Source organism: Sneathiella glossodoripedis JCM 23214, from assembly GCF_000616095.1.
Lineage (GTDB): Bacteria > Pseudomonadota > Alphaproteobacteria > Sneathiellales > Sneathiellaceae > Sneathiella > Sneathiella glossodoripedis.
This window is the reverse complement of the sequence record NZ_BAMS01000002.1, coordinates 540,279-565,000: the sequence shown is the minus strand read 5'-3', so window position 1 is coordinate 565,000 and position 24,722 is coordinate 540,279. Positions and strand designations below refer to the sequence as shown.

At 47.2% G+C, this 24,722-nt stretch carries 25 protein-coding genes, 1 tRNA gene and 3 pseudogenes; 16 read left to right on the top strand and 13 right to left on the bottom strand.

Annotated elements, in window-relative coordinates; translation table 11 throughout:
• Positions 1 to 5 precede the first annotated feature (5 nt).
• From trkA to hflX, 5 genes are all read left to right on the top strand, one after another.
• Positions 6 to 1,382 (top strand): Trk system potassium transporter TrkA, encoded by a 1,377-nt coding sequence (gene trkA / locus JCM23214_RS10865; RefSeq protein WP_025898969.1) that lies wholly within the window; start codon positions 6 to 8, stop codon positions 1,380 to 1,382.
• Positions 1,383 to 1,403: 21 nt separating this feature from the next.
• Positions 1,404 to 2,873 carry a TrkH family potassium uptake protein gene (locus JCM23214_RS10860; protein ID WP_159104342.1) on the top strand — a complete coding sequence of 490 codons (1,470 nt, stop codon included), beginning with the start codon at positions 1,404 to 1,406 and terminating at the stop codon, positions 2,871 to 2,873.
• Between the two features lie 12 nt (positions 2,874 to 2,885).
• Positions 2,886 to 3,737: a D-amino-acid transaminase gene (dat, locus tag JCM23214_RS20315; RefSeq protein ID WP_037493247.1), complete on the top strand. Its 852-nt coding sequence runs from the start codon at positions 2,886 to 2,888 to the stop codon at positions 3,735 to 3,737.
• A 216-nt stretch (positions 3,738 to 3,953) separates the two neighbouring features.
• A complete protein-coding gene (hfq, locus tag JCM23214_RS10845; protein ID WP_025898967.1) occupies positions 3,954 to 4,193 on the top strand; it encodes an RNA chaperone Hfq in 240 nt (79 codons plus the stop codon).
• A gap of 39 nt (positions 4,194 to 4,232) precedes the next feature.
• Complete coding sequence (gene hflX / locus JCM23214_RS10840; protein WP_025898966.1) at positions 4,233 to 5,546, top strand: GTPase HflX; 1,314 nt, start codon at positions 4,233 to 4,235, stop codon at positions 5,544 to 5,546.
• Here the strand turns inward: hflX and mazG are convergent.
• Positions 5,543 to 6,361, bottom strand: a complete 819-nt coding sequence (gene mazG / locus JCM23214_RS10835; protein WP_025898965.1) for a nucleoside triphosphate pyrophosphohydrolase — start codon at positions 6,359 to 6,361, stop codon at positions 5,543 to 5,545. The genes hflX and mazG overlap by 4 nt on opposite strands.
• 179 nt (positions 6,362 to 6,540) lie before the next feature.
• Here mazG and JCM23214_RS10830 point away from each other — a divergent pair, with 179 nt between their 5' ends.
• The 3 genes from JCM23214_RS10830 to JCM23214_RS10820 all read left to right on the top strand — a co-directional run bounded on the left by JCM23214_RS10830 (position 6,541) and on the right by JCM23214_RS10820 (position 8,832).
• Entirely contained in the window at positions 6,541 to 7,137 is a 597-nt protein-coding gene (locus JCM23214_RS10830; RefSeq protein ID WP_025898964.1) for a regulatory protein RecX, read from the top strand.
• Between the two features lie 26 nt (positions 7,138 to 7,163).
• The gene (locus tag JCM23214_RS10825; protein WP_025898963.1) at positions 7,164 to 7,868 is read left to right on the top strand and encodes an SDR family oxidoreductase; all 705 of its coding nucleotides are present in this window, start codon (positions 7,164 to 7,166) and stop codon (positions 7,866 to 7,868) included.
• Positions 7,869 to 8,244: 376 nt separating this feature from the next.
• Entirely contained in the window at positions 8,245 to 8,832 is a 588-nt protein-coding gene (locus JCM23214_RS10820; protein ID WP_025898962.1) for a hypothetical protein, read from the top strand.
• A gap of 67 nt (positions 8,833 to 8,899) precedes the next feature.
• Here JCM23214_RS10820 and JCM23214_RS10815 read toward each other — a convergent pair whose 3' ends face one another.
• Complete coding sequence (locus JCM23214_RS10815) at positions 8,900 to 9,979, bottom strand: NADH:flavin oxidoreductase (RefSeq protein WP_025898961.1); 1,080 nt, start codon at positions 9,977 to 9,979, stop codon at positions 8,900 to 8,902.
• A 170-nt stretch (positions 9,980 to 10,149) separates the two neighbouring features.
• On the opposite strand from JCM23214_RS10815, the gene JCM23214_RS10810 reads away from it, so the two are divergent.
• From JCM23214_RS10810 to JCM23214_RS20310, 3 genes are all read left to right on the top strand, one after another.
• Entirely contained in the window at positions 10,150 to 10,461 is a 312-nt protein-coding gene (locus JCM23214_RS10810; protein WP_025898960.1) for an alpha/beta fold hydrolase, read from the top strand.
• Positions 10,458 to 11,030: an alpha/beta hydrolase gene (locus JCM23214_RS10805; RefSeq protein ID WP_025898959.1), complete on the top strand. Its 573-nt coding sequence runs from the start codon at positions 10,458 to 10,460 to the stop codon at positions 11,028 to 11,030. Before JCM23214_RS10810 ends, JCM23214_RS10805 begins: the two co-directional genes overlap by 4 nt.
• Before the next feature lie 150 nt (positions 11,031 to 11,180).
• Entirely contained in the window at positions 11,181 to 11,594 is a 414-nt protein-coding gene (locus tag JCM23214_RS20310) for a VOC family protein (RefSeq protein ID WP_037493244.1), read from the top strand.
• Between the two features lie 7 nt (positions 11,595 to 11,601).
• Here JCM23214_RS20310 and JCM23214_RS20305 read toward each other — a convergent pair.
• The 11 genes and pseudogenes from JCM23214_RS20305 to JCM23214_RS20295 all read right to left on the bottom strand — a co-directional run bounded on the left by JCM23214_RS20305 (position 11,602) and on the right by JCM23214_RS20295 (position 19,682).
• A pseudogene (locus JCM23214_RS20305) lies at positions 11,602 to 12,575 on the bottom strand (NAD(P)H-dependent flavin oxidoreductase).
• A 74-nt stretch (positions 12,576 to 12,649) separates the two neighbouring features.
• Complete coding sequence (locus tag JCM23214_RS10790) at positions 12,650 to 13,117, bottom strand: GNAT family N-acetyltransferase (protein ID WP_051548134.1); 468 nt, start codon at positions 13,115 to 13,117, stop codon at positions 12,650 to 12,652.
• 3 nt (positions 13,118 to 13,120) lie between these two features.
• Positions 13,121 to 13,879, bottom strand: a complete 759-nt coding sequence (locus JCM23214_RS10785) for an MBL fold metallo-hydrolase (RefSeq protein ID WP_025898957.1) — start codon at positions 13,877 to 13,879, stop codon at positions 13,121 to 13,123.
• A complete protein-coding gene (locus JCM23214_RS10780; protein ID WP_025898956.1) occupies positions 13,876 to 14,664 on the bottom strand; it encodes a TatD family hydrolase in 789 nt (262 codons plus the stop codon). Before JCM23214_RS10780 ends, JCM23214_RS10785 begins: the two co-directional genes overlap by 4 nt.
• Before the next feature lie 19 nt (positions 14,665 to 14,683).
• On the bottom strand, positions 14,684 to 15,778 hold the full coding sequence (locus tag JCM23214_RS10775) for a DNA polymerase III subunit delta' (protein WP_025898955.1): 1,095 nt from the start codon (positions 15,776 to 15,778) through the stop codon (positions 14,684 to 14,686).
• Entirely contained in the window at positions 15,775 to 16,410 is a 636-nt protein-coding gene (tmk, locus tag JCM23214_RS10770) for a dTMP kinase (protein WP_025898954.1), read from the bottom strand. The genes JCM23214_RS10775 and tmk overlap by 4 nt, the downstream gene beginning before the upstream one ends.
• A 16-nt stretch (positions 16,411 to 16,426) precedes the next feature.
• A complete protein-coding gene (locus JCM23214_RS10765; protein WP_199899509.1) occupies positions 16,427 to 17,548 on the bottom strand; it encodes a D-alanyl-D-alanine carboxypeptidase family protein in 1,122 nt (373 codons plus the stop codon).
• Positions 17,549 to 17,693: 145 nt separating this feature from the next.
• Positions 17,694 to 18,212: an SPOR domain-containing protein gene (locus JCM23214_RS25440; RefSeq protein WP_369405903.1), complete on the bottom strand. Its 519-nt coding sequence runs from the start codon at positions 18,210 to 18,212 to the stop codon at positions 17,694 to 17,696.
• Positions 18,213 to 18,377: pseudogene (locus tag JCM23214_RS26275) on the bottom strand (septal ring lytic transglycosylase RlpA family protein); the annotation flags it as partial.
• On the bottom strand, positions 18,368 to 18,592 hold the full coding sequence (locus tag JCM23214_RS24485; protein WP_051548132.1) for a hypothetical protein: 225 nt from the start codon (positions 18,590 to 18,592) through the stop codon (positions 18,368 to 18,370). The gene JCM23214_RS24485 and the pseudogene JCM23214_RS26275, both read right to left, overlap by 10 nt.
• Positions 18,593 to 18,696: 104 nt before the next feature.
• Positions 18,697 to 19,682 (bottom strand): annotated as a pseudogene (locus JCM23214_RS20295) (lytic murein transglycosylase).
• Between the two features lie 246 nt (positions 19,683 to 19,928).
• Between JCM23214_RS20295 and JCM23214_RS10750 the strand changes: the two are divergent.
• The 5 genes from JCM23214_RS10750 (at position 19,929) to JCM23214_RS10730 (ending at position 24,719) form a co-directional block, all read left to right on the top strand.
• Positions 19,929 to 20,018: transfer RNA gene (locus JCM23214_RS10750), tRNA-Ser, on the top strand.
• A gap of 311 nt (positions 20,019 to 20,329) precedes the next feature.
• Positions 20,330 to 20,530, top strand: a complete 201-nt coding sequence (locus tag JCM23214_RS10745; RefSeq protein ID WP_025898952.1) for a hypothetical protein — start codon at positions 20,330 to 20,332, stop codon at positions 20,528 to 20,530.
• A 115-nt stretch (positions 20,531 to 20,645) separates the two neighbouring features.
• Positions 20,646 to 22,373 (top strand): methyl-accepting chemotaxis protein, encoded by a 1,728-nt coding sequence (locus tag JCM23214_RS10740; RefSeq protein WP_025898951.1) that lies wholly within the window; start codon positions 20,646 to 20,648, stop codon positions 22,371 to 22,373.
• 147 nt (positions 22,374 to 22,520) lie between these two features.
• Complete coding sequence (locus JCM23214_RS10735) at positions 22,521 to 24,020, top strand: flavin-containing monooxygenase (RefSeq protein ID WP_025898950.1); 1,500 nt, start codon at positions 22,521 to 22,523, stop codon at positions 24,018 to 24,020.
• Positions 24,021 to 24,113: 93 nt separating this feature from the next.
• On the top strand, positions 24,114 to 24,719 hold the full coding sequence (locus tag JCM23214_RS10730) for an NAD(P)H-dependent oxidoreductase (protein WP_025898949.1): 606 nt from the start codon (positions 24,114 to 24,116) through the stop codon (positions 24,717 to 24,719).
• Positions 24,720 to 24,722: the final 3 nt, after the last annotated feature.

The following is a 24,722-nucleotide window of genomic DNA, read 5'->3' as shown; positions in this document are numbered from 1 at the left end:
CAGGAATGAAAGTTATCGTCTGCGGTGCAGGTCAGGTCGGCTCCAACATCGCTCGCCAGCTTGCCAGAGAAGGCAATGACATCACGCTTATTGATCAGGATGTAGATCTAATCCGCAAGATCGGGGATGAGCTGGATGTCCGCGGTATGGTAGGGCACGCCTCCCATCCCGATATTCTTGAAGCCGCCGGGGCAGGCGAGTCGGATATGATCATTGCGGTAACCTACAGCGATGAAGTCAACATGGTTGCCTGTCAGGTGGCCCATACCCTGTTTGACGTACCCAAAAAAGTGGCCCGTATCCGCTCTCAGGAATATCTGCACCCCATGTGGTCAGACCTGTATAGCCGCGACCATCTTCCCATTGATGTGATTATTTCACCAGAAGTGGAAGTGGCCCATGCGATCAGCCGTCGCCTGAAGGTGCCCGGCGCTATTGATATGGTTTCATTCGCCGATGGCAAGGTGCAGGTGATTGGGGTTCGCCTCGATGAGAGCTGCCCGATTGTGAACACACCGCTGCGTCAGTTGACGGAATTGTTTCCCGATCTGAATATTGTCGTGGTTGGTATTTACCGCGACGGGAAAATGATTGTTCCCTCCAGCGATGATCAGATGTTTCCAGGCGATGAAGTCTATTTCTGCGCCGATGTTGGTCATGTCGCGCGCGCCATGCCACTTTTCGGGCACGAGGAACAGGAAGCCAGAAGCGTGGTGATTGTCGGGGGCGGCAATATCGGTCTGCATCTTGGCGTTCTGATCGAAAGCGAGATGAAAAACGTCTCTCTTAAAATCATTGAACATAATCAGCAGCGCGCGGAATTTGTGCAGGAACAACTGAATAATACAATTGTTCTCGCCGGTGACGCGCTTGACCCCGAAATCCTGTCAGAAGCCAAGGTCAACCGGGCTGAAACGCTCGTTGCGCTTACAAATGATGACGAGGTGAACATTCTTTCATCTTTGCTGGCAAAGGGGCAAGGCTGCGAAAGTGCCATTACGCTGATTAACAATCCGGTCTTTTCAGGCATAATGACCAGCCATGGCATTGATGTTGTTGTGGATCCTCGGGCAACCACAGTGTCGGAAATTCTGCGCCATATCAGACGCGGCCGGATCAGAGGCCTTCACTCATTTCAGGATGGGGCAGCCGAAGTCGTGGAAGGGGAAGCTCTCGAGACCTCAAAGCTGGTTGGAAAAGAGCTCAGAGATGTGAAACTCCCAACAGGTACGATTATCGGGGCAATTTTGCGCGATGGTGAGGTTATCATTCCGCGCGGTGGAACCATTATCCGCCCCAATGACCGGGTCGTCATCTTTGCCCTTCGCAATGCAGTTCGAAAAGTGGAAGAAATGTTCTCTGTCAGTCTGGAATTTTTCTAGGTCATGATTTTCGGGCCGGTAATGACAGTAATCGGCTGGTCATTAACGCTGCTTTCGGCGTTAATGGTTCTCCCATGCCTTTTCGCCCTTGAGAGAGCGAGCATAGATATAGCCGCAGCCTTCTTCGTATCCGCAATCGTCACCTTGTTTTTTGGCGGCGCACTTGTCTTTGCAAGCCGTGGACAGGCAACGGCACTAAATCGCCGTAACACCTTCATGATAGCCGCTGTAATTTGGGTGATCATTCCCGCTTTTGCCGCGCTACCCTTCTATTTATCGGGTCTTGTTCCCAGCCTTCTGGATGCTTTTTTCGAAGCCCTATCGGGCTTCACAACAAACGGGGCCTCTGTAATGGAAGGGCTGGATGACATGCCACGGTCAATTATTTTATGGCGGGCGCTTATTCAGTGGTTTGGCGGTTTCGCGCTGATTATTATTGTATCAATGCTGGCATCCGTCATCAGTATTCCCGGCGGCAGTCCCCTCAGTCGTGCATTGGCCAAAAGTACGCGAAGACGTCTGTCACGGCGTGTTCGGGACGCGGTTCTCTCCACATTAAGTGTCTATGCGATATTGACGGGACTTTGCATCGTACTGCTGTGGTTTTCCGGCTTGTCCGCCTTTAACGCTCTGTGTTACGGCTTTTCAACCTTGTCGACAGGGGGCTTTCTGGTCAGCGACAACGGATTTGAACTGTTTGAAAACAGGATGACTGAAATCGTCCTTATTATTTTCATGTTTGCTGGGGCGATTAATTTTTCACTTCACTGGGCATTTTTTAACGGAAATAGAAAAGCCTATTTTGAAAACTCTGAATATCGATATCTGATCTATGTGTTTCTGGCACTTGTGATCGGCTTGATGGTCATGCTCTCGCAAGAAACACATTTCGAATTCCTGCAGACCCTTCGCTACAGTATTTTCAATGCCATGTCGTTTCTGACAACAACCGGCTATGTGATGAGCCCGCTCACTGAAAGCGGCGATATTTATTGGCCTGTCGGAACCCTGATGTTGCTATTTATTGCCCTTACAATCGGTGGCTCAACCGGCTCCACTTCCGGCGGCTTGAAATTGATGCGGGTGGCGATACTGGTAAAGCTGGTATTGGTTGAGGTTCGAAATTTAAGTTTTCCAAGTGCTGTTGTTCTTTTGAAATATGGCAAGGACAAAATTACCAAAGACCATCTACTTGCCACTTGGGCTTTTTTCACTTTTTATGTATTCACGATCCTGATCGTTGCGCTTGGACTGTCTTTATCAGGCATTGGCCTGCAAGGTGGACTGGCACTGGCGAGTGCAAATCTGGCAAATGCGGGATCTGCAATTGATTTTATAATGATTGGCGGCGGCGAACATAATGGGGGTATTGCATCTTATGGTGGGTTGCCTGCGTTCGCCAAGATCTTGCTGTGTTTTACCATGGTAATCGGTCGTCTTGAATTTTTTGCCATCCTGGCTCTTTTTAATCCTGCGTTATGGAAACGTTAGAATAGGTGTTCAATGTCACGAATTGCATATGTAAATGGTCAATATGTCCCTCATCAGGAAGCGGCTGTCCATATCGAGGATAGGGGATACCAGTTTGCGGATGGTGTTTATGAAGTCATTCCCATTGTTGCCAATAAACTGATTGGTGAGGAGGGGCATCTGGATCGGCTGTGGCGTAGCCTTGATGAGTTGCAGATCGACGCGCCAATGAAACGCAAACCCTTGCAATTGGTGATGCGTGAACTGCTTCGTCAAAATGGCATTGAAACAGGTCTGATATACCTGCAGGTAACGCGCGGCGTAGCCCCACGTGATCATCCTTTTCCAAAAGATGCAGTGCCGTCTCTCGTCATGACAGCCAAACGAACATCTTTGGCAAAAGCGGAAGCCAAAGCAGAAGAAGGCGTGGCCGTTATCACGGTTCCGGATATTCGCTGGGCGAGGCGGGATATCAAATCAGTTTCATTGCTGCCCAATGTGCTGGCGAAACAGAAAGCCGTGGAAGAGGGGGCTTATGAAGCCTTTCAAGTGGATGATGATGGATTTATCACAGAGGGAAGCTCCACCAATGCCTGGATTGTTCTGCAGGATGGAACCCTTGTTACACGGCCTGCAAGCAACGATATTTTATCCGGAATAACCCGCGCGGACCTGTTAAAGCTTCTCGAAAATAAAGACTTTAAAGTGGAACTTCGCCCCTTCAGCGTTGATGAATTGCTGAACGCGAGAGAAGTTTTTCTTACAAGTTCTTCATCATATGTTCAACCGGTGGTGCAAGTGGATGGAAAAAGTATCGGAAATGGAAAACCGGGGAGCATTTCCAATGAATTGAGAGCCGTTTTCAAGGATTATATGAACAATTAGTCATTTAAATGTCGGGTTAATTGGCAATTATTAGTATATCTTAAAGGAAAGTTCGGTTATTTTGATTTTTTCGCCCGAAAAAACTTGTGTTTTTCACGCGAGAACTTTATTTGAGGGGAACTTTTGCCTTTTGGGAAAATGGCCATATTTGTTATTTTGAAATCTGGCTGGAAATGTTTGGAATTAATTTTTCAAAAATAAGAAAGAGACTGTTAAATGGCCGCTGAGAAATCATTAAACGTACAGGACGTATTCTTAAACAAAGTGCGTAAAGACAACGTTCCCGTGACCATATTTTTGGTAAACGGCGTTAAGTTACAGGGCTCAATCAGTGCATTTGATAATTTTTGTGTAACTTTACGCAGGGATAAGCAGGATCAACTGGTGTACAAGCATGCTATTTCTACAGTTATGCCCACGACTCCTATTCAGCTATATGATCCGACTGCGCAGTGAGTCAGAGCTTTTCTCTGATCGAAAGTTTTACCGCTACCCATGAATATTGATGACGAGCGCGGCTCCCCGCGCTCCGGTGACAATGCTTTGGTTCTTCACCCCTTTTTGAAAAAGGGCCCCTCTGGTGGGAGCCGGGACCCGCAGTCCTGTCTGCAAGAAGCTGTATCACTGACCGCAGCCATCTCGCTCAATGTGGTCCATAGTGAGACAGTTCCTTTGTCTGCGCCCAAGCCGGGCACTTTGTTCGGTGAAGGAAAACTTGAAGAATACAAAGACTTTATTCACGCAAATGATATTGACGTGGTGATAATTGATGGGCCGGTGACACCGGTTCAGCAACGCAATATCGAACGTCGAATCAAATGCAAGGTTGTCGATCGAACTGGTTTGATCCTTGAAATTTTTGGGGATCGGGCTCAGACCCGCGAAGGTGTGTTGCAGGTGGAACTGGCCCATCTGTCATATCAGCGCACGCGTCTGGTTCGCTCTTGGACCCATTTGGAACGGCAACGTGGCGGCGCGGGTTTTCTGGGAGGGCCTGGCGAGTCCCAGCTTGAAATTGACCGTCGTTTGATTGACGAGCGAATTACCAAGTTGAAACGTCAGCTTGAAACAGTTGTGCGAACCCGTGAATTGCATCGCTCCAAACGCAAAAAGGTTCCCTATCCGATTGTTGCTCTGGTTGGTTATACAAATGCCGGAAAGTCGACATTATTCAATCGTTTGACTGAATCGGATGTTTTTGCCAAGGATCTATTGTTCGCAACGCTTGATCCGACGATGCGCAAAATTGATCTGCCGGGTGGGCAGACTGTTATTCTCTCTGACACGGTAGGATTTATCTCTGACCTTCCAACGGAACTCGTTGCCGCTTTTCGAGCAACGTTGGAAGAGGTGCTTGAGGCTGATTTGATCGTGCATGTTCGCGATATCACACATTTGGATACGGAAGCACAAAAACAGGATGTGTTTGATGTGCTCGAGCGGCTTGGCATCAATCACGAGGATGAAGGAACTTACATCGAAGTTCTGAACAAGCTGGATTTATTGGATGATGAGTCCCGGGATCTGATTGAAAATGAATGCGCTCGCCATCCGGAATATCTTGGGATGTCTGCGATAACAGGCGAGGGGGTTGATGAATTCCTTGCCTTGGTTGAAAAACTGATTACCCGCACGCAAAAAATACTGACGGTGAAAATCAAACCCGAAGATGGGGCAAGCCTGTCGTGGGTTTACAGGCATGCCACTGTTGTCAGCCGGACTGATCATGAAGATGGTGTTGAAATTGAAGCCAAATTTTCGCCGGAAAATTTTGGCCGCCTTGAAAAGCTCCCCATTGAAATTCTTTAGGAATATTCCTTTTCAAGGCCTTTCGCTTCATTCCAGAGCCTGTCCATTTCCTCCAGCGTGCTCTCTTCAATTTTCTTGCCCTGATTTTTGATTTCCTGTTCCACGGACTGAAAACGCGATACAAATTTTCTGTTCGTCCGGGACAGGGCTTTTTCCGGATCAAGTTTCAGATGCCTTCCAAGATTAACGACGGCAAACAACAGATCCCCAAATTCGTCTTCCAATCGATCAGTTGGGGCATCTGACTTGATTTCGCTCTGAAGTTCCTGCAATTCTTCAATAATTTTTTCCTGTACGGGCTCAATGCTAGGCCAGTCAAAGCCTACTCTTGCCGCTCTGTTTTGCAGTTTAAGTGCACGTGTCATGGCCGGCAGGGTTTTGGCGACGCCATCCAGCACAGAAATTTCTGCACCGTTGTTCTTGGCAGCTCTTTCCGCTGCTTTGGTCTCCTCCCACGCCAATGTCTGAGCTTCAGCGGTTTGTATATCTTTTTGGCCAAAAACATGGGGGTGGCGATTGATCATTTTTTCAGTAATGCCCTGCACCACATCATCGAAGGTGAAATCTCCGGCCTCTTTTGCCATTTGCGCATAGAAAACAACTTGAAACATCAGATCACCAAGCTCTGATTTCAATTCCTGCATGTCATTATCGGCAATGGCCTCAGCAACTTCATAGGCTTCTTCGATAGTATGTGGGGCGATCGTTGAAAAAGTCTGCTCCAGGTCCCAAGGGCATCCCCCGTTTGGATCGCGAAGTTTCTCCATAATTTCAAGAAGCGCCGTTATTGAGTGGCCTTTGTTCGTATTTGGCATCCGTATTTTCCTGTCATCAAACTGCGTGACCTGTATGCCATTTTTTTCTGATCGGGTCTATTGCCGCAGCGCATCGAATTAACAGGCGGTTCTATTGCGCGCCCTAAGTTGTTTCGAAAGAATAAGAATTACTCTATAGTTCCAGTCGGTTACCGAAATTATGGGACAAGAGGTGGAGTGTGTCAGGCGGATCAGACAAAAAGGCGGAGAAGAAAAAAAGACCGCCAAAAGAAGTGACGCCAACCCTGCTAAGGGAGCAGGCGCTGCGGTATCTGGATCGCTTTGCTGCAACGACCCATAAATTAAAACGTCATCTGCTCAACAAAAACCGAAGAGCGATTGAGCATTACGGGCAGGATGTTGAAACAATTGAGCAGCAGATTGACCAACTGATCGAACGCTTTGAAAAACAAGGAATTCTAGACGATCAGCTTTATGCCAACGGCAAGGCCCGTTCCATGGCACGGCAAGGTAAATCCCTTCGTCAGATCAAGGGTAAGCTCTACTCACTGGGGCTTAGCGAACAGGAAACCTCAACTGCAGAAGAGGAAATCGTTGATTCTGAAGGCTATTCAGATCAGGTAGGGGCCGCGAAGCTGATCCGCCGTCGCCGTTTCGGACCCTATAAAGAAACCCCGCCAATGGCCGAACGCCGTGAAAAGGAGTTAATGGCACTGGTACGCAATGGTTTTGATTTCGAACTTTCAAGCAAACTGCTATCAATAGAGACAATAGACGAGCTGGAAGACATTATTTTTGGGCCACCAGATGACTAACCAGCCAATCAGGGAAGGAATTTAAAGTGACGACAGTACTTATTACAGGCGCAAATCGTGGAATTGGTCTGGAACTGGTCAAAGAATTTTTAAATGAAGCAGGTACTACTGTCATTGCAACCTGTCGAAATGTAAGTACCAAATCAGAACTGGATACAATTGCAGAAAAAATAGATACAAAGCAGGTACAATTACACATTGTACCACTTGATGTGTCCAGTGATCAGTCAGTTGCAGATCTGGCGACGCGCCTGAAAGATCAGACGATCGATGTTTTGGTCAATAATGCCGGTGTTTATCTGGACAAGGGTAAAGGGCTACTGGATGCCGATTTTTCCAAATGGGTAGAAACTTTTGACATAAATTCTGTTTCGCCATTTCGGGTTATCAAAGAGTTGTATCCAAACTTGGACAAATCCGAGAATGCCAAAATCCTCACCATTTCAAGCCAGATGGGGGCAATGTCACGGCCAAGCAGCGGATCTTACGCATATTGTGCTTCAAAAGCGGCCGTCAACAGAGCCATGATCGGATTGGCACTGGATTTAAAACCCCGCAATATAGCCGTTGCCGTCGCTCATCCGGGATGGGTGCAAACGGATATGGGGGGCGCACAGGCCGAAATCACACCCACACAAAGCGTGAAGGGCCTGTATCAAGTGATAAAAGATCTGAATATGGATAACACCGGATCCTTTTTTAAATGGAACGGTGAAATCCATAATTGGTAGGCATAGCCATACATAATGTGAAAGAGGGTGAAACGAAAATTAAGGCCGCGACGAGAGCTATAGCCGCGTATAATTCCGTACAAATATTTTGCGCATAATATATATTATGGAAAATAATGCATTTGTATAGTTATTTAAAATGGCGGTTTTTAAGTGATTCCAAGGGGTTCAATTCATCTAACTAGTCATAGCAGGACGCAGTATGGTTAATTTATTGGAGATATTAACTATAAAATCGGCAAAGTTTTCCTGTTTTTGTGAAAAAGTCGTTACAAAGTTAACAAATCGTTAAAAACTGTTTTATTCCCACCTACTTTTCAGATAGTAGTAATTACCAAAGAGTACCCTTTATAAAAAACTATTGATGGGGATAATCATGAAAATCTTTACACGGCTTGTTGCGGGTGCCGCCGCACTTTTCATGCTGACAAGCGTTTCAAATGCCGCATATGTGAGCAGCTTTAACAAACATACCAACGATGGCGTTTACACATTGAACCAAGCGCAAAAAGACTTTTTCGGCGTTAGCGGCGCTGAATATATCGGATTTTTGCGGGTTCGCTCTGGCAATGGTGTTTCCTGGAACGCTGGTGATTATTTCGATCAGACTTCCGTTTTAAATTCTACGGGTAGTGATAGCAAAATTCTCGCCCTTCTCAATGGTTTGGGTGATCCTGCTAATGTTACATATACAGGTAATAACCTCGAAACTCTGGGTAGCACAACATTAGTGAATTCTTCTGCTGATGTATCTGGCATTTATGAAGGTATTGCGTTCCTGTTTGGCTCCACTGTTGGAGATATCGTATTTAATGGAACAGCGACATTTAATCAGGGTCAGACCCGCGGTGAATGGGATTATCAGGTGAGTGTTGTCCCTCTTCCCGCAGCTCTTCCGCTTTACGCGGCTGGTGTTGCCGTTCTGGGGTTCCTCGGCTGGAAGCGTCGTCGCAGCGCAGCCTGATACCTAATCGATCTTAAAACGAAAACGGCGCCTTGAATGGGCGCCGTTTTTTTGGATTACTTTCAGCTTAGGCTGCGACGAAACCGTCCCAGGACGCCATATACTCCACGAAGGTATTTGAAAGACCTTCATCTTTTAAATAATCGCGGCTGACTGGCAGCTTAACGGATTCAAAATCGGTTTCTGATTTGACCTTTAGCGGGAAATCATGATGCAGAATGGCTGCACGACCGGCGAGAACGAAATCGGCGCCGTGCTCGATTGCGTTCATGACATCAGCGGCAGTCATGATTTTGCCAGCAACACCCAACAGGACAGATTTGCGGTCAAGTTCAGTGAAGTAACTCATCAGGCTTTTGCCTTTAAATTCAGCTTCTTCTGGCTCTTTCCTGTAGTCCCATAGTGACATATCGAGGAAATCGATTTTCTCTTCTAACAGCAATCTGCGGGCCACTTCTATAACTTCACCCAGCTTCATTCCGAACCGTTCTGGTGACAGACGGACACTGATATTGAAATCTTCGCGGCATCTCTCGCGGATCCCATCAACAATTTCAAAGATAATTCGGGCCCTGTTTTCAGAAGAACCACCATACTGATCCGTTCTGCTATTGAGTGTTGGGCTCAGGAATTGACAGAGAAGATACCCATGAGCACCGTGCACTTCAACACCATCAAAACCAGCTTTTTCGGCCCGTACAGCGGCTTCAATATAATTGTTGATTACTGACTTAACTTCTTCGGTTGAGAGACCACGTGCATTATATTTAGGTAAATCACTTGCTGATACAGGCTGCATTCTAGTGAGCTCTTCGCCGGCGCGCATACCGCCATGAATTAACTGGACAATTGCAAGGGAGCCATTTCGTTTCAGCCCTTCTGCAAAGCGCGATAACCCTTCAATCATGTCGTCATTATGAATTCCGAGCTGGCCTGGAAATCCTTTGCCATTCAATTCAGTGAAGGCGCCGCAGGTCATGGTCAGGCCAAAGCCGGCATCAGATCTCATGGTCAGCCATTTATATTCATCGTCAGAGAGCCTGCCATCATCATGACTTTGCATGTTGGTAAGTGGCGCCATGGCAATCCGGTTTGACATTTTGGTGCCATGATTAAAGGAGAGTTCTTCAAAGAGTTTCTTTTTCATTCAATTTTCCGCTACTAGAATTTAACTGACCCTGACTTAGGTAGCGCCCCAAACCGCTGCAATTTTTATCAAAGAAATGGTGAAGAGCATCACACTTTTCCGGCATTTGTTTATTGTTGCAGTCACCGCAGTGTACTTCTATTCTTTCAAAAAAAACAAAGAGAAACTGAATGACGCCCAGCCATCACCATATAAAGTTATCAGAAATCACCCTTTCCTATTATGAATGGGGTCATAAAAACGCTCCGGTGATCCTGCTGGTGCATGCAACAGGTATGCATGCGCGTGTTTGGGACCAGACCGTCAAATCATTACCAGCGGATTATCGGATTATTGCCATTGACAGTCGCGGACATGGTGGAAGTGATTTCAACGGACATATTCTGGACTGGAAAACCCTTGGAAATGATTTAATTGAATTCATTAAACTATTGGATTTAAAGAATATAATTGGCGTAGGTCATTCCCTTGGAGGCATATGACAGCGCAGGCGGTCATCGCCCTTCCCGATCGGTTCAGCCGACTTGTTCTTATTGACCCGGTGATGTTTGAGCCAGCCAGATATCAATTACAAACAGATTTCGAAACCGGTGATCCTGCTGATAATCCCATGTCAAAACGCAGAGCCCTTTTCGCAAGCTGGCAAGAAATGCGTGACAGATACAAGGACAGAATACCCTATTCTTTGTGGCAGCCCGAAGTGATGGAGGATTATTGCAAATATGGTGTTAAGCCTGTGTTGGGGCGTGAGAGTGATACCGATCGGGAGGTTACGTTATGCTGTCATCCAGAAACTGAAACCTCCATTTACATGGCCCATCACAGTCGTGACTTGTCTGCAAACTTAAAAGAGATCGTGATCCCAACCAAGGTTTTGCGCGGTGAGGTTAAAGAGTTAAGACAAGGTGACAAGATTGATTTTCTTGCCTCCCCAACCTGGCCAGAGCTTGCTTCGCAATTTCCAAATGGGACAGATTGCTACCTTCCAGAACTTACGCATTTTATTCCAATGCAGGATCCACAGCTGACAGCATGTCATATTCTGGATTAAAGGAAATGTTAATTTGCAAAGACTTGCACAGTGGCGCCACGGTTGAAAATTTTGAATAATTACAGTTGTTTAATTTGGTGAGGACAAATGTCATTACCAGTTGACCGATTGTAAAAGCTGCACCAGCTTAAAGATGATGGGAGGCTGTTAATGACAGTAGATGTGGGTTGGACACATGTCGCACTTTGCGCCACGGATTTAAACGCCAGTGCCCGTTTTTATGCCAAATATGCAGGGTTTGAGATTGTGCATGATCGGCGGGATGCAGCAAGTGGCCATCGGGTTATATGGCTATCCGATAAAACGCGCCCGTTTGTCCTTGTCTTGATCGAGCGCGAAAAACCAGACCCTCAACTGTTGCCAATAGCGCATTTGGGAGTAGCCTGTTCGTCGAAGGAAGAGGTTGATCGCTTTGCGCAAATGGCGCGCGAGGATGGTGTGCTGATTGGGGAGCCGGTAGATGAAGGGCCGCCCGTTGGGTATTACATTTTTCTAAGAGATCCGGACGGACATTCGCTGGAGTTGTCCTATGGGCAAGACGTGACCGGTGCGGTCACGCCTTGATCTCCTGCTAGGCGACAAACGCTTTGAGGCGCGAATTGATGATTTCAGTCGCTTCTGACATGATACGGTCAATCAATTCCTGACAGGTCGGGATATCATGGATGAGGCCTGCCACCATGCCGCAGCTCCAGGCACCAGAGTCCATATCGCCTTCCATCATTACTTTAGGATAAACCCCTGCGACCAGTTCTTTGATATCTTCAATCGTTAGCCCCTGCCCCTTGCCCTGCTCCAGAGCGATAATTTTTTCAACGGCAGGGTTATTTAGGACCCTTTCGGTATTGCGAAGTGGACGCATGATCAGACGCGTATCAAGCTCCGTTGCCTTTATCAGGGCATCTTTCACATTTTGATGAACAGGTGCTTCCTTGGTGGCTATAAACCGCGTTCCCATATTGATACCATCTGCACCGAGAGCCAGCGCAGCGGCAAGCTGCTTGCCATTACCCATCCCTCCTGATGCAACAAATGGAATGGAAAGTTCTTCGGCGGCGCGTGGCAGCAGGATCATGTTGGGAATGTCATCTTCGCCGGGATGTCCCCCACATTCAAATCCATCCACGCTTACAGCATCACAGCCGATTTTTTCAGCCTTCAGGGAATGACGAACGGATGTGCATTTGTGAATTACCTTGATCCCGGCTTCTTTAAGTGCGGGCATATAGCTTCGGGACTGCGTCCGGCGGTTTCGACGATTTTAACCCCACCCTCAATTATGGCCTTGATATATTCAGGGTATGGCGGCGCGACGAAGCCGGGCAGAAAAGTCAGATTAACGCCAAAAGGTTTGTCGGTCAGGGATTTGCATTTCGCAATTTCCTTGGCGAGGTCTTCTGGTGTTTTCTGGGTAAGCCCGGTGATGATGCCAAGACCCCCGGCATTTGAGACAGCCGCTGCCAATTCAGCAAAGCCTACATAATGCATTCCGCCTTGGATAACAGGGTGTTCAATTTCAAAAAGTTCGGTAATTTTTGTTTTCATTTTTCATCTCCCTTTTACAAATTTGTAGCGCGGAAAATGGGCGTACGAAAGAGCTAATTTAAACTTGCTTTAATTTAGTCCTTAAACAGGTCAAGCTTCATACCTTCATGGGATGCCGTAAAACCAAGGCGTTCATAGAAACGATGGGCATCGGTACGTGACTTATCGGTGGTGAGTTGCACCAAGCCACAGCCAGACGTTTTGGCAAGTTCTATGGCGTATTTCATCATTTGTTTACCGATACCGGAGGAGCGCAATTTGGAAGAGACACGAACACTTTCAATTTGCATTCGGGTCACCCCCTTACGAGAGAGACCTGCAATCATAGTCAATTGCATGCAGCCCACAATTTCATCCTTTAGCAATGCCACATAAATGTCATTGCCAGACTGCTTTTTAATTCGCTCGAAGGCTTGTCTGTAAAAAAGCGGAAGGGGATGCCTGCTTTGTTCCCGCGTACTGCCAAGTGGGTCATCAGAAAGAAGATGCAGGACAGTCGGCAAATCAGAAATAGTTGCCTTTCGAATGGAAATTTTCTCCATAAATCAGACGATTATCTCCATTCCATCATAAGCAGGTTCAACCCCTTCGGGTAGTTCTTTCAACAGAGTTTGGTAATCGAGATCAACATGCATATTCGTGAGAATTGCTCTTCTGGGTTTCAGTCTATCAATCCATTTGAGGGCTGTTTCAACATTCACATGTGTTGGATGCGGATCATAACGCATTGCGTCCACTATCCATGTATCAACACCCTCCAGAATTTCAAATCCCCGATCATCGAGATTTACGAGATCATTGGAATAGCCAATTTTTCCCATTCTGAATCCCAGGCTGTGAATTGCGCCGTGATCCTGTTCAAACGGGATGAAGTCGATTGTACCCACCTTAAAGGGACCATCAATCAAATGACTATTTAAAATCGCAGGATATGGACTTCCTTCAAGTTGTTGAAAACAATAGTCAAAACGCTTTTCAAGGACGCTTAATGTTGCGTTGTCTCCCCAGACATCGACGCGTTTTCGATTATGTATGGCCAGCACACGCAACTCATCAATACCGTGGCATTGATCCGCGTGTTCGTGAGTCCAGACCACACCATCCAGGTAACTGACGCCAGCATCCAAAAGCTGTTCACGTAAATCCGGTGAGGTATCGATCAGTACCCGTGTATGCTCGTCCTCAACCAGAATACTGCAACGGCGACGTCTGTTTTTCGGCTCGCCTGGATCACAAGCGCCCCAGTTATTGCCAATCCGCGGAACACCGCCGGATGTACCACATCCCAATATTGTAACCTTCATGAAACTTTCCGATCTATCTTATTGAAAAGTTTGAAAAAGTTATTGGTCGTTGTCTCTTCAATCATAGCCGGGTCAACCCCTTGCAATTCAGCTACTTTGGCGGCTGTATGGGTGACAAATGAAGGCTCGTTTGTTTTTCCGCGATTTGGGACGGGAGCAAGATATGGACTGTCCGTTTCGACCAGCAGGCGATCCATTGGCAGTTTTGTGACGTGATCCTGCAAGTCTTTTGCGGCTTTGAAAGTAACAATTCCGGAAATGGAGATGTAAAACCCAATTTCCATTGATTTTTCAGCCACTTCCCAACCTGAACTGAAGCAGTGAATGACACCGGTAAATGGGCCTTTCGCATATTCTTCGGTTAGAATATCAATTGTATCCTGATCGGCATCGCGCGTATGCACGATGAGCGGCAATCCTGATTGACGGGCCGCTTCAATGTGAATGCGAAAAGACTGTTTCTGGATTTCTCTTGGCGAATGTTCATAAAAGTAATCGAGACCAGTTTCCCCAATTCCAACGACTTTTGGGTGAGCGGCGAGTTTCAGCAATTGATCAACTGTTACGTCCGCCCCCTCTTCTTCTGCTTCATGAGGATGAATACCAACGCTGCAATGAATATTGTCGTGCTGCTCCGCGATCGATAGTACGGATGGAAATTCGCGCAGTTTCGTACCAATTGTGAGCATATGGCCCACATTAGCGAGTTCAGCTCGGCGCAGAACATCGTCCATCTGGCTTGAAAGCTGTTCAAAATTTAAATGACAATGACTGTCAACAAGCATGTATAAACCTATGATTTTTTTATATTTTTAAAGTTGGCGTCAGAAAAATTCCAAGAATGACCTGTTTGCGGTCAAGATTGACCGTGTCTGACCGTTCAATGAGATAATTCACCTTTTCCCATACTTTGATCCAAAAAGAAAGGGGGCGCTGCTGCTGCAGGCGCCTCATGATCGCTGCTTCGCCTTCAATGAGGTTGGCTTCATCAATCCCGGCACTGGCGTGGCGAACAAAGCGGGAAAGCCACCAAGGAATTAACTCGCACAATGCCCGATACAACGGTTCCTGATCTTTTTTTGCCGCCAGATCTGCCAAGCCATGCAGTCTGTCTGGGTCATATTCTGGAAAGCTGTCAAAAAGTTCAAGTACACCTAAAAACGCATCCAAGCCCCCTGCTGCGTATAGCGCGGCTGCTTTTCCCGGGCTTCCCTCCGACAGGTAAGATAGAACATCAACTGAAGGTGCTTCGATTTCGGAAAAATGTGTTCGAATGACTTTGTGATTATCATCTGCTTTCAGTGGGTTCAGAGACAGACGGCGGCATCGGGATTTGATGGTTGGTAACAACGCGGCGGGTGAATGAGATAGAAGAAGAAAAACCGTTTTTTGGGGCGGTTCCTCAAGCATTTTCAGCAAGGCATTGGCCGCATTGACATTCATATCATCAGCGGCGTCTACGATCACAACCCGCCATCCGCCATCTGATGCCGTCATTCCAAAGAAATTTCCGAGTTTACGAACGTCGTCTACCCGTATGTTTTTAAAATACTTTTTCCCTTTTTCGTCATATTGCCTTTTCAAGGTGACAAGACCGGGATGAGCGCCGGACAAGATCAGGTTTAATGCGGGATCCTGTGGGTCGGCATCCAGAGTGTCGGGCGGGCCGAATAATCCTCCGCCCGAGGCCGCAGAGCTCAACAGAAACCTGGCCGCTTTGTAGGCGAAAGTCGCCTTGCCAACACCGCGGACACCTGAAATAAGCCATGCATGATGAAAGCGGCCACCATTATAGCTTTCCAAAAACAGATTTTCTGCTTCCTGATGTCCGATCAGTTCTGATGTCTCTCGTGGATGGGGTAATCCCTCCAGCTGGTCGATGGGGCTTAATTCACTCACGACATCAACCTGTCCTGTACAGTTCGGCGCAGTTCGCGTTGGATCACCCCAGGTTCACCAGAGGCATCAAGTAATACACATCGATGGGAATTTTCTTTGGCGATTGCCTGAAACCCTTTTCGCATTCTTTCATGAAATTCAATATCCATGCGCTCAAAACGATCTTCGTCATGAGACCTGCCATGCGTTCGTTTAAGACCCTCATAGACATCCAGATCAAGAATACAGGTTAAATCCGGCTCGAAAGAGCCAACTGTAACGTCATGAATTTTCTGGACATTTTCTGGACCCAGACGATTTCCATAACCTTGATAGGCCATAGTGGAGTCCGCGAAGCGGTCAGATATAACCCATATACCTTTTGCCAAAGCCGGTTTAACGGTCAAGCGCAGATGATTAAGCCTTGCCGTATAGAATAGCAGGGTTTCTTCGGCGCCATCCCAACGATCGGGATCGCCGGTTAGTAGCAGTTTTCGAATTTCGTCAGCACCGGCGGCCCCTCCGGGTTCCCGGGTGAGCAGGACTTCCCTGCCACTTGCCTTTATGAACTCCGCCAGTTCCCGTGACTGGGTCGACTTGCCCGATCCATCGCCACCTTCAAGTGTGATGAATTTGCCGGTGTCTTTTGACATTCTTTAACCCCAAGAGTTAATTTGCGGACGCTCCAAAGAGAACATATTTGACAGCAGCCATTACCCGTTTAACAACGCCCGGGCGTTCGACATTTTCAGCCGCCAGCAACGGAACTTCAATGGGGTCCATTTCAGGTGCGGTGATGAGCAGACGCGCTACCGGAGATCCTTTGATGATAGGCGCCGGGATAGGCTCGTTATAAACCAGCTTCACCTGCATGGAGCGACGGTCTTTACGGGACATTGTGACGGTCAGGTCTTCATCCACCTGAAGGGGAACAAGATCTTTAGCGCCCAGCCAGACACGTGCCTTGGCAACTTCATCGCCTTTTTTAAACAGCGCGTAGTTGTCAAATTCCCGAAATCCCCACTCCATGATCCGCTCGGCTTCCCGGCCCCGCTCACGCGCGCTGCCAAGGCCGTTCAGAACCAGAATTAACCGGCGATCACCGCGTTTGGCCGAACCTGTAAGTCCATAGCCGGATTCTTCGGTGTGACCGGTTTTAAGGCCATCAGCGCCAGAATTTGTATAAAGGAGCGGGTTCCGGTTGCCTTGCTTGATTTTGGAGAAAGTAAAGCTCTTTTCGGCAAATAATCCGTAATATTCAGGAAAATTCTTGATGATGTATTTTGCCAAAATTGCAAGGTCACGGGCAGTCATCCGATGTTCCGGATGCGGCCAGCCGGTTGCATTTTTGAATGTGCTGTGCATCAGGCCAATTTCACGGGCGCGTTCGGTCATGGCTTGAGCAAATCCCTCTTCGGAACCGCCCAGTGCCTCGGCTACGACAATACAGGCGTCATTACCGGACTGAATGATGATCCCGCGCAACAGATCGGAAACCTTGACCCGTTTACCAACCTCAACAAACATTTTGGATCCGCCTTTGCGCCAGGCTTTTTCGCTGACGGGAAAGGTATCCTCCATGGTGAGTGAGCCATCTTTCAAGCGTTCCATCAGCATGGTAACGGTCATCAGTTTACTCATGGAAGCCGGTGGCATCAGGGCATCAGGGCTTTTTTCAAAAAGGATGGCCCCTGTATCATAATCCATAAGGATTGCTTCACGTGCCGGCGTCTCCAATGCCTGAGCTGTATGCATGCCCAGCAAAAACAGGGCGACCGACAGGCTGGCCACTAATTTGCTCTGAATTTTCTGAATGTATGAAATCAAAACGCGTCCCAACATTTTTTATTTACTGTCCACCAAAACTGAAGAATTTCGCACTGATAAAGCGGAAAATAGCCCCAATTATGGCAAAGTTTCAAATCACATTAAATTCTTACTCAATCACTATGCGGGCTTCAGTGTGCCCATTGTTGATTAGTCTTGCAAGGAGCTGGTCTGCTTCCTCGACATTATAGATCGGACCCAGCCGAACCCGATAGAAATCCTGACCGTTCACCAGAACCTGATACACCTTCGCAGCCCCAAGCGGTGAGAGGCTGGCGCTTAACCGATTTGCGTTATTGAAATCTACAAAGGCACCGGCCTGAATGTAAATTTCAGTGGGCACCACCGGCTTTTGAATGACTTTTGCATCCGTCGCGGCAACCTGTTCACTGCCAACCTTCGCATCAACAGGTTCAATTTTGCGCGTTGTTTCAGGTGCAGGTGCGACATCCATTGCTTTGGGAGGCGCCAGCTCGGACGAGGTGACCGGCCCTTTTTTGGGAGCAGCAGAGGCAACCTGTCTCTCTTCAGGGGCGGTTTCGGCCTTTGCCAGATATTTGACATCCCCTTTGTCATTGAGCAGCGCTTCTACGCGGACTTTTGCGGTTCCGTTGCGGATTACTCCCAAAAGCTGCGCGGCCCGGCGGGACAGATCGATAATCCGTCCATGTACAAAAGGACCGCGATCATTGATGGTTACAACAAGTGAGCGACCATTTTCAAGGTTGGTTACACGAACATCTGTTGGCATGGGCAGCGTTTTGTGAGCGGCGGTGAGCTGGTTCATGTCGTAAGTTTCACCATTGGCAGTTTTCCGCCCATGAAAGGGTTCCCCGTACCAGGAGCGAGGCCCGTTTCATTATAATTCGGCTCTTCTTTGGGGTAATACCAGATCCCGTTAATCTGATAGGGCTTGCCAACTTTGCGTTTTGCCCGAATGGCCTGAACATTTTCGGAAGGTTTATTCAGATCATTGACTTCCGAAGCGGCATGTCCCAGCAGGTTCATTTCCGCACAGCCCGACAGTGCGGAAGCACCTGCTGCAAAAGGGTGAGGAGAAGGAGCTTTTTCATGATTGGGGGTGCACCTAAAAACTGTCTCATCAAAATGTCCTAGCTACCGGCCAGTTTATCAGCCAGATGACCAACCGACATGGCGAAATATGTGGAGCGGTTCCATTTGAGGATTGTCAGATAGTTGTTATAGACTAGAAATGTCTGTCCATTGCCTCCTTTTGGCTGCACCAAAGATCCCATCAGTTGTCGAGATGGCAAATCAGAGCCGTCTGCTTTTCTCACGCCCAAATCCTGCCAATATTGCATTGGCTGGCGGTTTTTAAGATCTATCAGGCTCTCGTCAAATCCGGCGGGAAGCTTGACCTCCCTGCCCCAAGTCTGATCTCCTTGCCAACCTGAGCGGGCCAGATAATTAGCAGCCGAGGCGAACACATCTGCTTTCGTATTCCAGATATCACGTTTTCCATCACCATTATGATCGACAGAAAAATTGACGAAACTGGAGGGCATAAACTGGGCCTGCCCCATTGCGCCAGCCAGGAGCCTTTCATGTTGGGAACGGTGATATGCCCTTCGTTCAGGATCTGCAGAGCTGTCATCAGTTCCCCGCGGAAATAATCCGCCCGGCGGTTGTCATAGGCCAGCGTTGTCAGGGCTTCGACTACGTTAAAGCCGCCTGTATATTTGCCATAACGTGTCTCCACCCCCCAAAGGGCAACAATAAACCGGGGCTGAACACCATATTTTTCACCCACCTCTTCCAGAATAGCGCGATTTTCCCGTAGCATTTTGCGCCCCTGATTAATCAAGGACTTGGGAAGACGCTGCGCCATATATTGCTGGAAAGTCTGGGTTAGCTCGGGTTGCTTGCGATCCAGTGAAATGATTTTTTCCTTGAATTTCACATTCGCAAAAGCTTCATCAACAATGGAAGGTTTGATCCCCTTACCCAATGCTTCCTGTTTTAATTCCTGCAACCAGATGCCGAATTCCTTCTTTTCAGCATGCGCGGATAGCGCAGTTATTGAGAACAGGGAAACTAAAGCCACGCTTTTGCAAATTTTAATCAGAATTTTCAACATTCACCTCACCCGATTTTTATATCTTCTTTTTTGCCACAGCCTGAAAACAAGAGCAATGCCTCACTCTTGCGACTGCAGTTAATTTATCAAGTTTTCGCGGATTTATGGCGGTTTTGAGTTTATCCAGTTTTTCTTTTCTAAAAATTGTCCATCTAAACTATTGACAGCACCCGTCAGGAACTTTAAACGGACGTCATTGATTGAGTGATGCTTGATCATTATCAGGGATAACCTGATATAAATTGCGGAAGGTTGGCAGAGCGGTTGAATGCACTGGTCTTGAAAACCAGCAAGGGTGCAAGCCCTTCCGGGGTTCGAATCCCCGACCTTCCGCCACTCCCCCGTTTATATTTCCGAATACTTAAATTTGTTCGAAAAGCTAACAGTTTTCAGCTCCGGCGCACGTGATTTACAGTTGATTTCAGGAATTCAGCGTTAAATTTAAGTGATTTTTGATAAAAAATCGCTGTCACAAAAATGTCATAAAAGTTTAACAAATAGAGTAACTTATTATTATTTATGCATTTTCTGAATTCGACAAGTGACGATTATAATTCTGAATATTATACAACTGCTTATATTAACTAAATTCCAACAAATTTTTCATAATTTGGCTCCAATTGTATTGATGTGCAACAGGAGCTCCGATGTTCTCTAAATTTCCATTCAAGATCCAGCTTGCGATCCCAGTGATCGTTACCATTGTTGGACTGGCGGTTATCGCTGGTATTTTCTTTGTCGGCAGTGCCAAAAACACTGCGGTTGTTGCAGATTACCTGCTAGCGCGAGGTAATCACGACATCACAAAAGAAATCAACGCCCGTATTTTAAAAGCGAAAGAATTTTGAAAAAGAGTTTATCGCCACCAAATCCGATGAAGCGAAAGCGGCCCAATTTGCTGAGCTCGATGCTTTAAATTCGAACATTGAAACTTTACGCACACAGACCACTGACGCGGAAGCGTTGGCATTGCTTGATGAGTTGCAAGCATCTGCAGGAGCCTACAAAACGTCTTTTGACCTGCTGCAGCAACGTATTGTTGAGCTTGGCGTGAATGAAAAGGTCGGTTTGCAAGGTGCGCTGCGCGGTGCCGTTCATGAAGTTGAAGAAACGCTCAAAAAAGAGAAAAATGATGAACTGACCGTGACAATGCTGATGATGCGTCGCCACGAAAAAGATTTCATGCTGCGCTCTCACCCCAAATATATTGATCGCATGGCCAAACGGGATGCTGAATTTACGGCGCAACTCGCCAAAAGTGATATTTCACCCGCCAATAAAAAATTGATTACAGAGAAAATGGCGGCCTATCAGAATTATTTCAAACAGTTTTCTGCATCGTGGTTGCAAGTTGCGGGTGCAATTGAAGCCGCTGATACAGCGATGAACAGTGTGATTGAAACAAATGCGAAGGTGAGTGCGTTTTATGATGCATCGACCATGGCCACGCAACAGGAATCACGAGCTGTTACCGATACAATTGCCACGACAATACTTGGTGCGATCTTGATCGGTGCAATTCTCATTATTACGATTTCTGTCTTGTTGTCGCGCAGCCTTGCCGGGATTATTGGAAAGATTACCAATGCCATGACAGATTTGGCGGAGGGTGATCTAGAGACGCATATCCCCGCAGCAAGCAGGAGTGATGAAATTGGCAATATCGCCAAGGCGATGAATATTTTCAAACAGAATTCACTTGAAAATAAACGACTGGCTACAGAGGCTGAGAAAGCTCGTGAGCAGGCTCGGCTTGAAAAAGAACGTCAGCAACAGGCTGAAATTGAGCGTGAGCGTAAAGAAACGGAAGCGCGCGAAGCACAAATGGCAGAACAAGCCAGAAAAGCCGAACTTCTCTCCAAACTCATTGCGGAATTTGACGCCAAGGTTAATGAGAATATGGCAACTTTGCAGAGCGCAACCAATGAGCTGAACCGGGCTGCTGGTGATATGTCCAATCAGGCGGAAAGCACCGGAATGCTGGCCAATAGTGTAAGCACACGCTCAGACACCATGTCAGCCAATGTGAATTCAGTTGCCTCCGCGACGGAAGAGCTGAGCAGTTCCATTCGTGAAATCAGCAGCCAGATCAACAAATCGGCGCAAGTGACAACGACCGCTGTGAACGATGCTGGCAAAGCGACCAAATATGCAGAAGACCTTACGCAAGCCGGTCAGAAAATTGAAACCGTTGTGGATCTTATTCAGGATATCGCAAATCAGACCAACCTGCTGGCCCTGAACGCGACCATTGAAGCAGCGCGAGCCGGCGAAGCGGGTAAAGGATTTGCGGTTGTGGCATCGGAAGTGAAGTCACTTGCTAATCAGACGGCAAAAGCAACCGAGGAAATCAGCGTCCAGATATCCGACATGCAAAGTGTTACTTCGGAAGTGGTTGAATCAATGACCGCCATTGGCAAGGTTATTAATGAAATCAGTAATATTACCACTGGTATTTCGTCCGCCATTGAAGAGCAAAGTGCAGCGACTGGTGAAATTTCCATGAACGTGCAACAGGCCGCAGGTGGTGCAAATGAAGTGTCACAAAGCGTACAGGAAATTCGCGTTGGTGCGGAAAGTGGAACCTCAACGTCTTCCATGTTGAAAGATACTGCCGAAATGATGAATTCAGTGACGCAGAATTTTGAACAGGAAATACGTACATTCTTAAGCGACGTTAAATCCGCATAAGAATACCCCGCTCTTAAAGTTAAAAGCCGTCAGAGATATCTGGCGGCTTTTTTTGTGCACAATTCAGTAGTGCACTTGCCTAACTCTCATTCTAGGTTATTGTGTTATATAAGGAAGAAGAGCCGAATATATGGCCGGGGAGAAAACATGAACACACAAGTACAAAGCAGGCCAACTGCTGAGGTTGAGCAAACCTATTTTGATGTCATCGTAATTGGCGCGGGAATTTCGGGAATAAATGCAGCCTATCACTTGCAGAAATCCTGCCCGGATAAATCATTCACCCTTCTGGAGACGCAAGAGAGTTTTGGGGGAACGTGGCATACCCACAAATATCCGGGAATTCGCTCCGATAGCGATTTATATACATTCGGCTATAAGTGGAAACCCTGGTCCGGCCCCCCTATTGCGACAGCGGATGAGATATTGAAATATCTGAATGAATGCCTGGATGAACAGGATATTCGCAGACATATTCGCTATCAGCACAAAGTTACCCAAGCGGATTGGGATAGTGACCGGAATTTGTGGACTTTAAGCGTCGAGAAAAGCGATGGCAGCACGGAAATTTACACGTGCAATTTCCTTTGGATGTGCCAAGGGTATTATCGGCATTCTGCGGGATATATACCTGATTATCCGGGAAAAGAGAGGTTTAAAGGCCCCCTCATCCATCCGCAGACCTGGCCCGAAGATCTTGATTATGAAGGAAAAGAAGTCGTTGTCATCGGATCTGGAGCGACGGCGGCGACACTTATTCCTGCGATGGCAGGTAAAACCAAGCACATAACGATGCTGCAAAGATCGCCAACCTATTTTGCGGCACGTCCCAACAGTGATGAGCTGATAGATACGCTTAGGGAATTTGATATACCCGACGAATGGATTCATGAAATTGCCCGTCAAAAAGTTTTAAAAGAGCAGGAGCTTACAACCCGACGATCTTTTGAAGAGCCGGAAAAATTACGTGAGGATCTGATGACCGCTGCGCGGAAATATCTGGGGGATGAAATCCCGCTTGATCCACATTTCACGCCAAGTTACCGGCCGTGGCGTCAGCGTCTGGCATTTGTGCCCGACGGGGATATGTTTATCGCCATGCGTAAAGGGGATGCGTCTGTCGTGACGGATCAGATTGAGTGCTTTGATGAAGACGGCATTCAGCTGAAATCAGGAACTCATCTGAAAGCAGATATTATTATTTCCGCGACCGGATTTAACATGAGTGCGCTTGGTGATATTGAAATTACGGTTGATGGAAACGCCTATCAATTTTCGGAAAGTTGGGCGCATCGGGGCATTATGTTTAGTGGCCTTCCCAATCTTGCGTGGGTATTTGGGTATTTGCGGACCAGTTGGACCATGCGTTCGGAGCTGGTCTCAGAGTTTGTTTGTCGATTGCTCAATCACATGGAGGAGAAAGGCGCTCGAAAGGTTATTCCAGAGCTTAGGGCGGAAGACAAGGATATGCCGGAGCTTCCCTTCGTAGACAGCGAAAATTTCAACGCGGGTTATTTGATGCGGCATATGCATATCATGCCAAAACAGGGGGATCGCCAACCTTGGGTGTTCAGTCAGGACTATTATCGTGAAAAGGATGAAATACCAGTCGCTGACCTGGAGGATGGAACTCTTATTTACAAGTAACTTCTAGTACGAATTGCCAGGCGGAGGAATAATTCCTTGGAAGTAATGGAATGCCTATTAAGTAGTATGCTGTCATCCAAGAATGAGGAGCATATGACAAAAATAGGCATCATTATCGGAAGTATTCGCGAAGAGGCTGAGTCAGCACGTATAGGCAAGGTTGTTGAAAAGCAGCTTAAATTACTTGAGCGGCCAGTTGAGGTGGATGTTTTTTCTCTTAGAGATTTAAACGTTCCCCTTTGGACGGAAGACAAGTGGGAAAAAGAAAGTCAGATGGTTGCTGACTGGCGCCCCATTAGTGAGCGTTTGAAGGCCTGTAAAGGATTTGTCGTTATATCGCCCGAATGGGCCGGAATGGTGCCTGCGCATTTAAAGAATTTTCTGCTGATGTGCGATGGCGGTGAACTTGCACATAAACCAGCACAGATTGTGGGAGTGAGTTCTGGTATGGGCGGCGCCTATCCGGTCGCGGAGCTTAGAATGAGCGGTTACAAGAATAACTTTATTACCTGGCTTCCAGATCACATTATCCTTCGCCATGTAACAAAATTATTTGTCGATTCAGTTCCCAGTGATCTGGATCAGGAACTACTGAAACGCTTTCAATATTCCTTGAGGTTTCTTGTTGAAACAGCCATCGTCATGGAAGATGTCCGTGACAGATGTCAGGATTTGAAAACCTACAAGAATGGAATGTAGCTT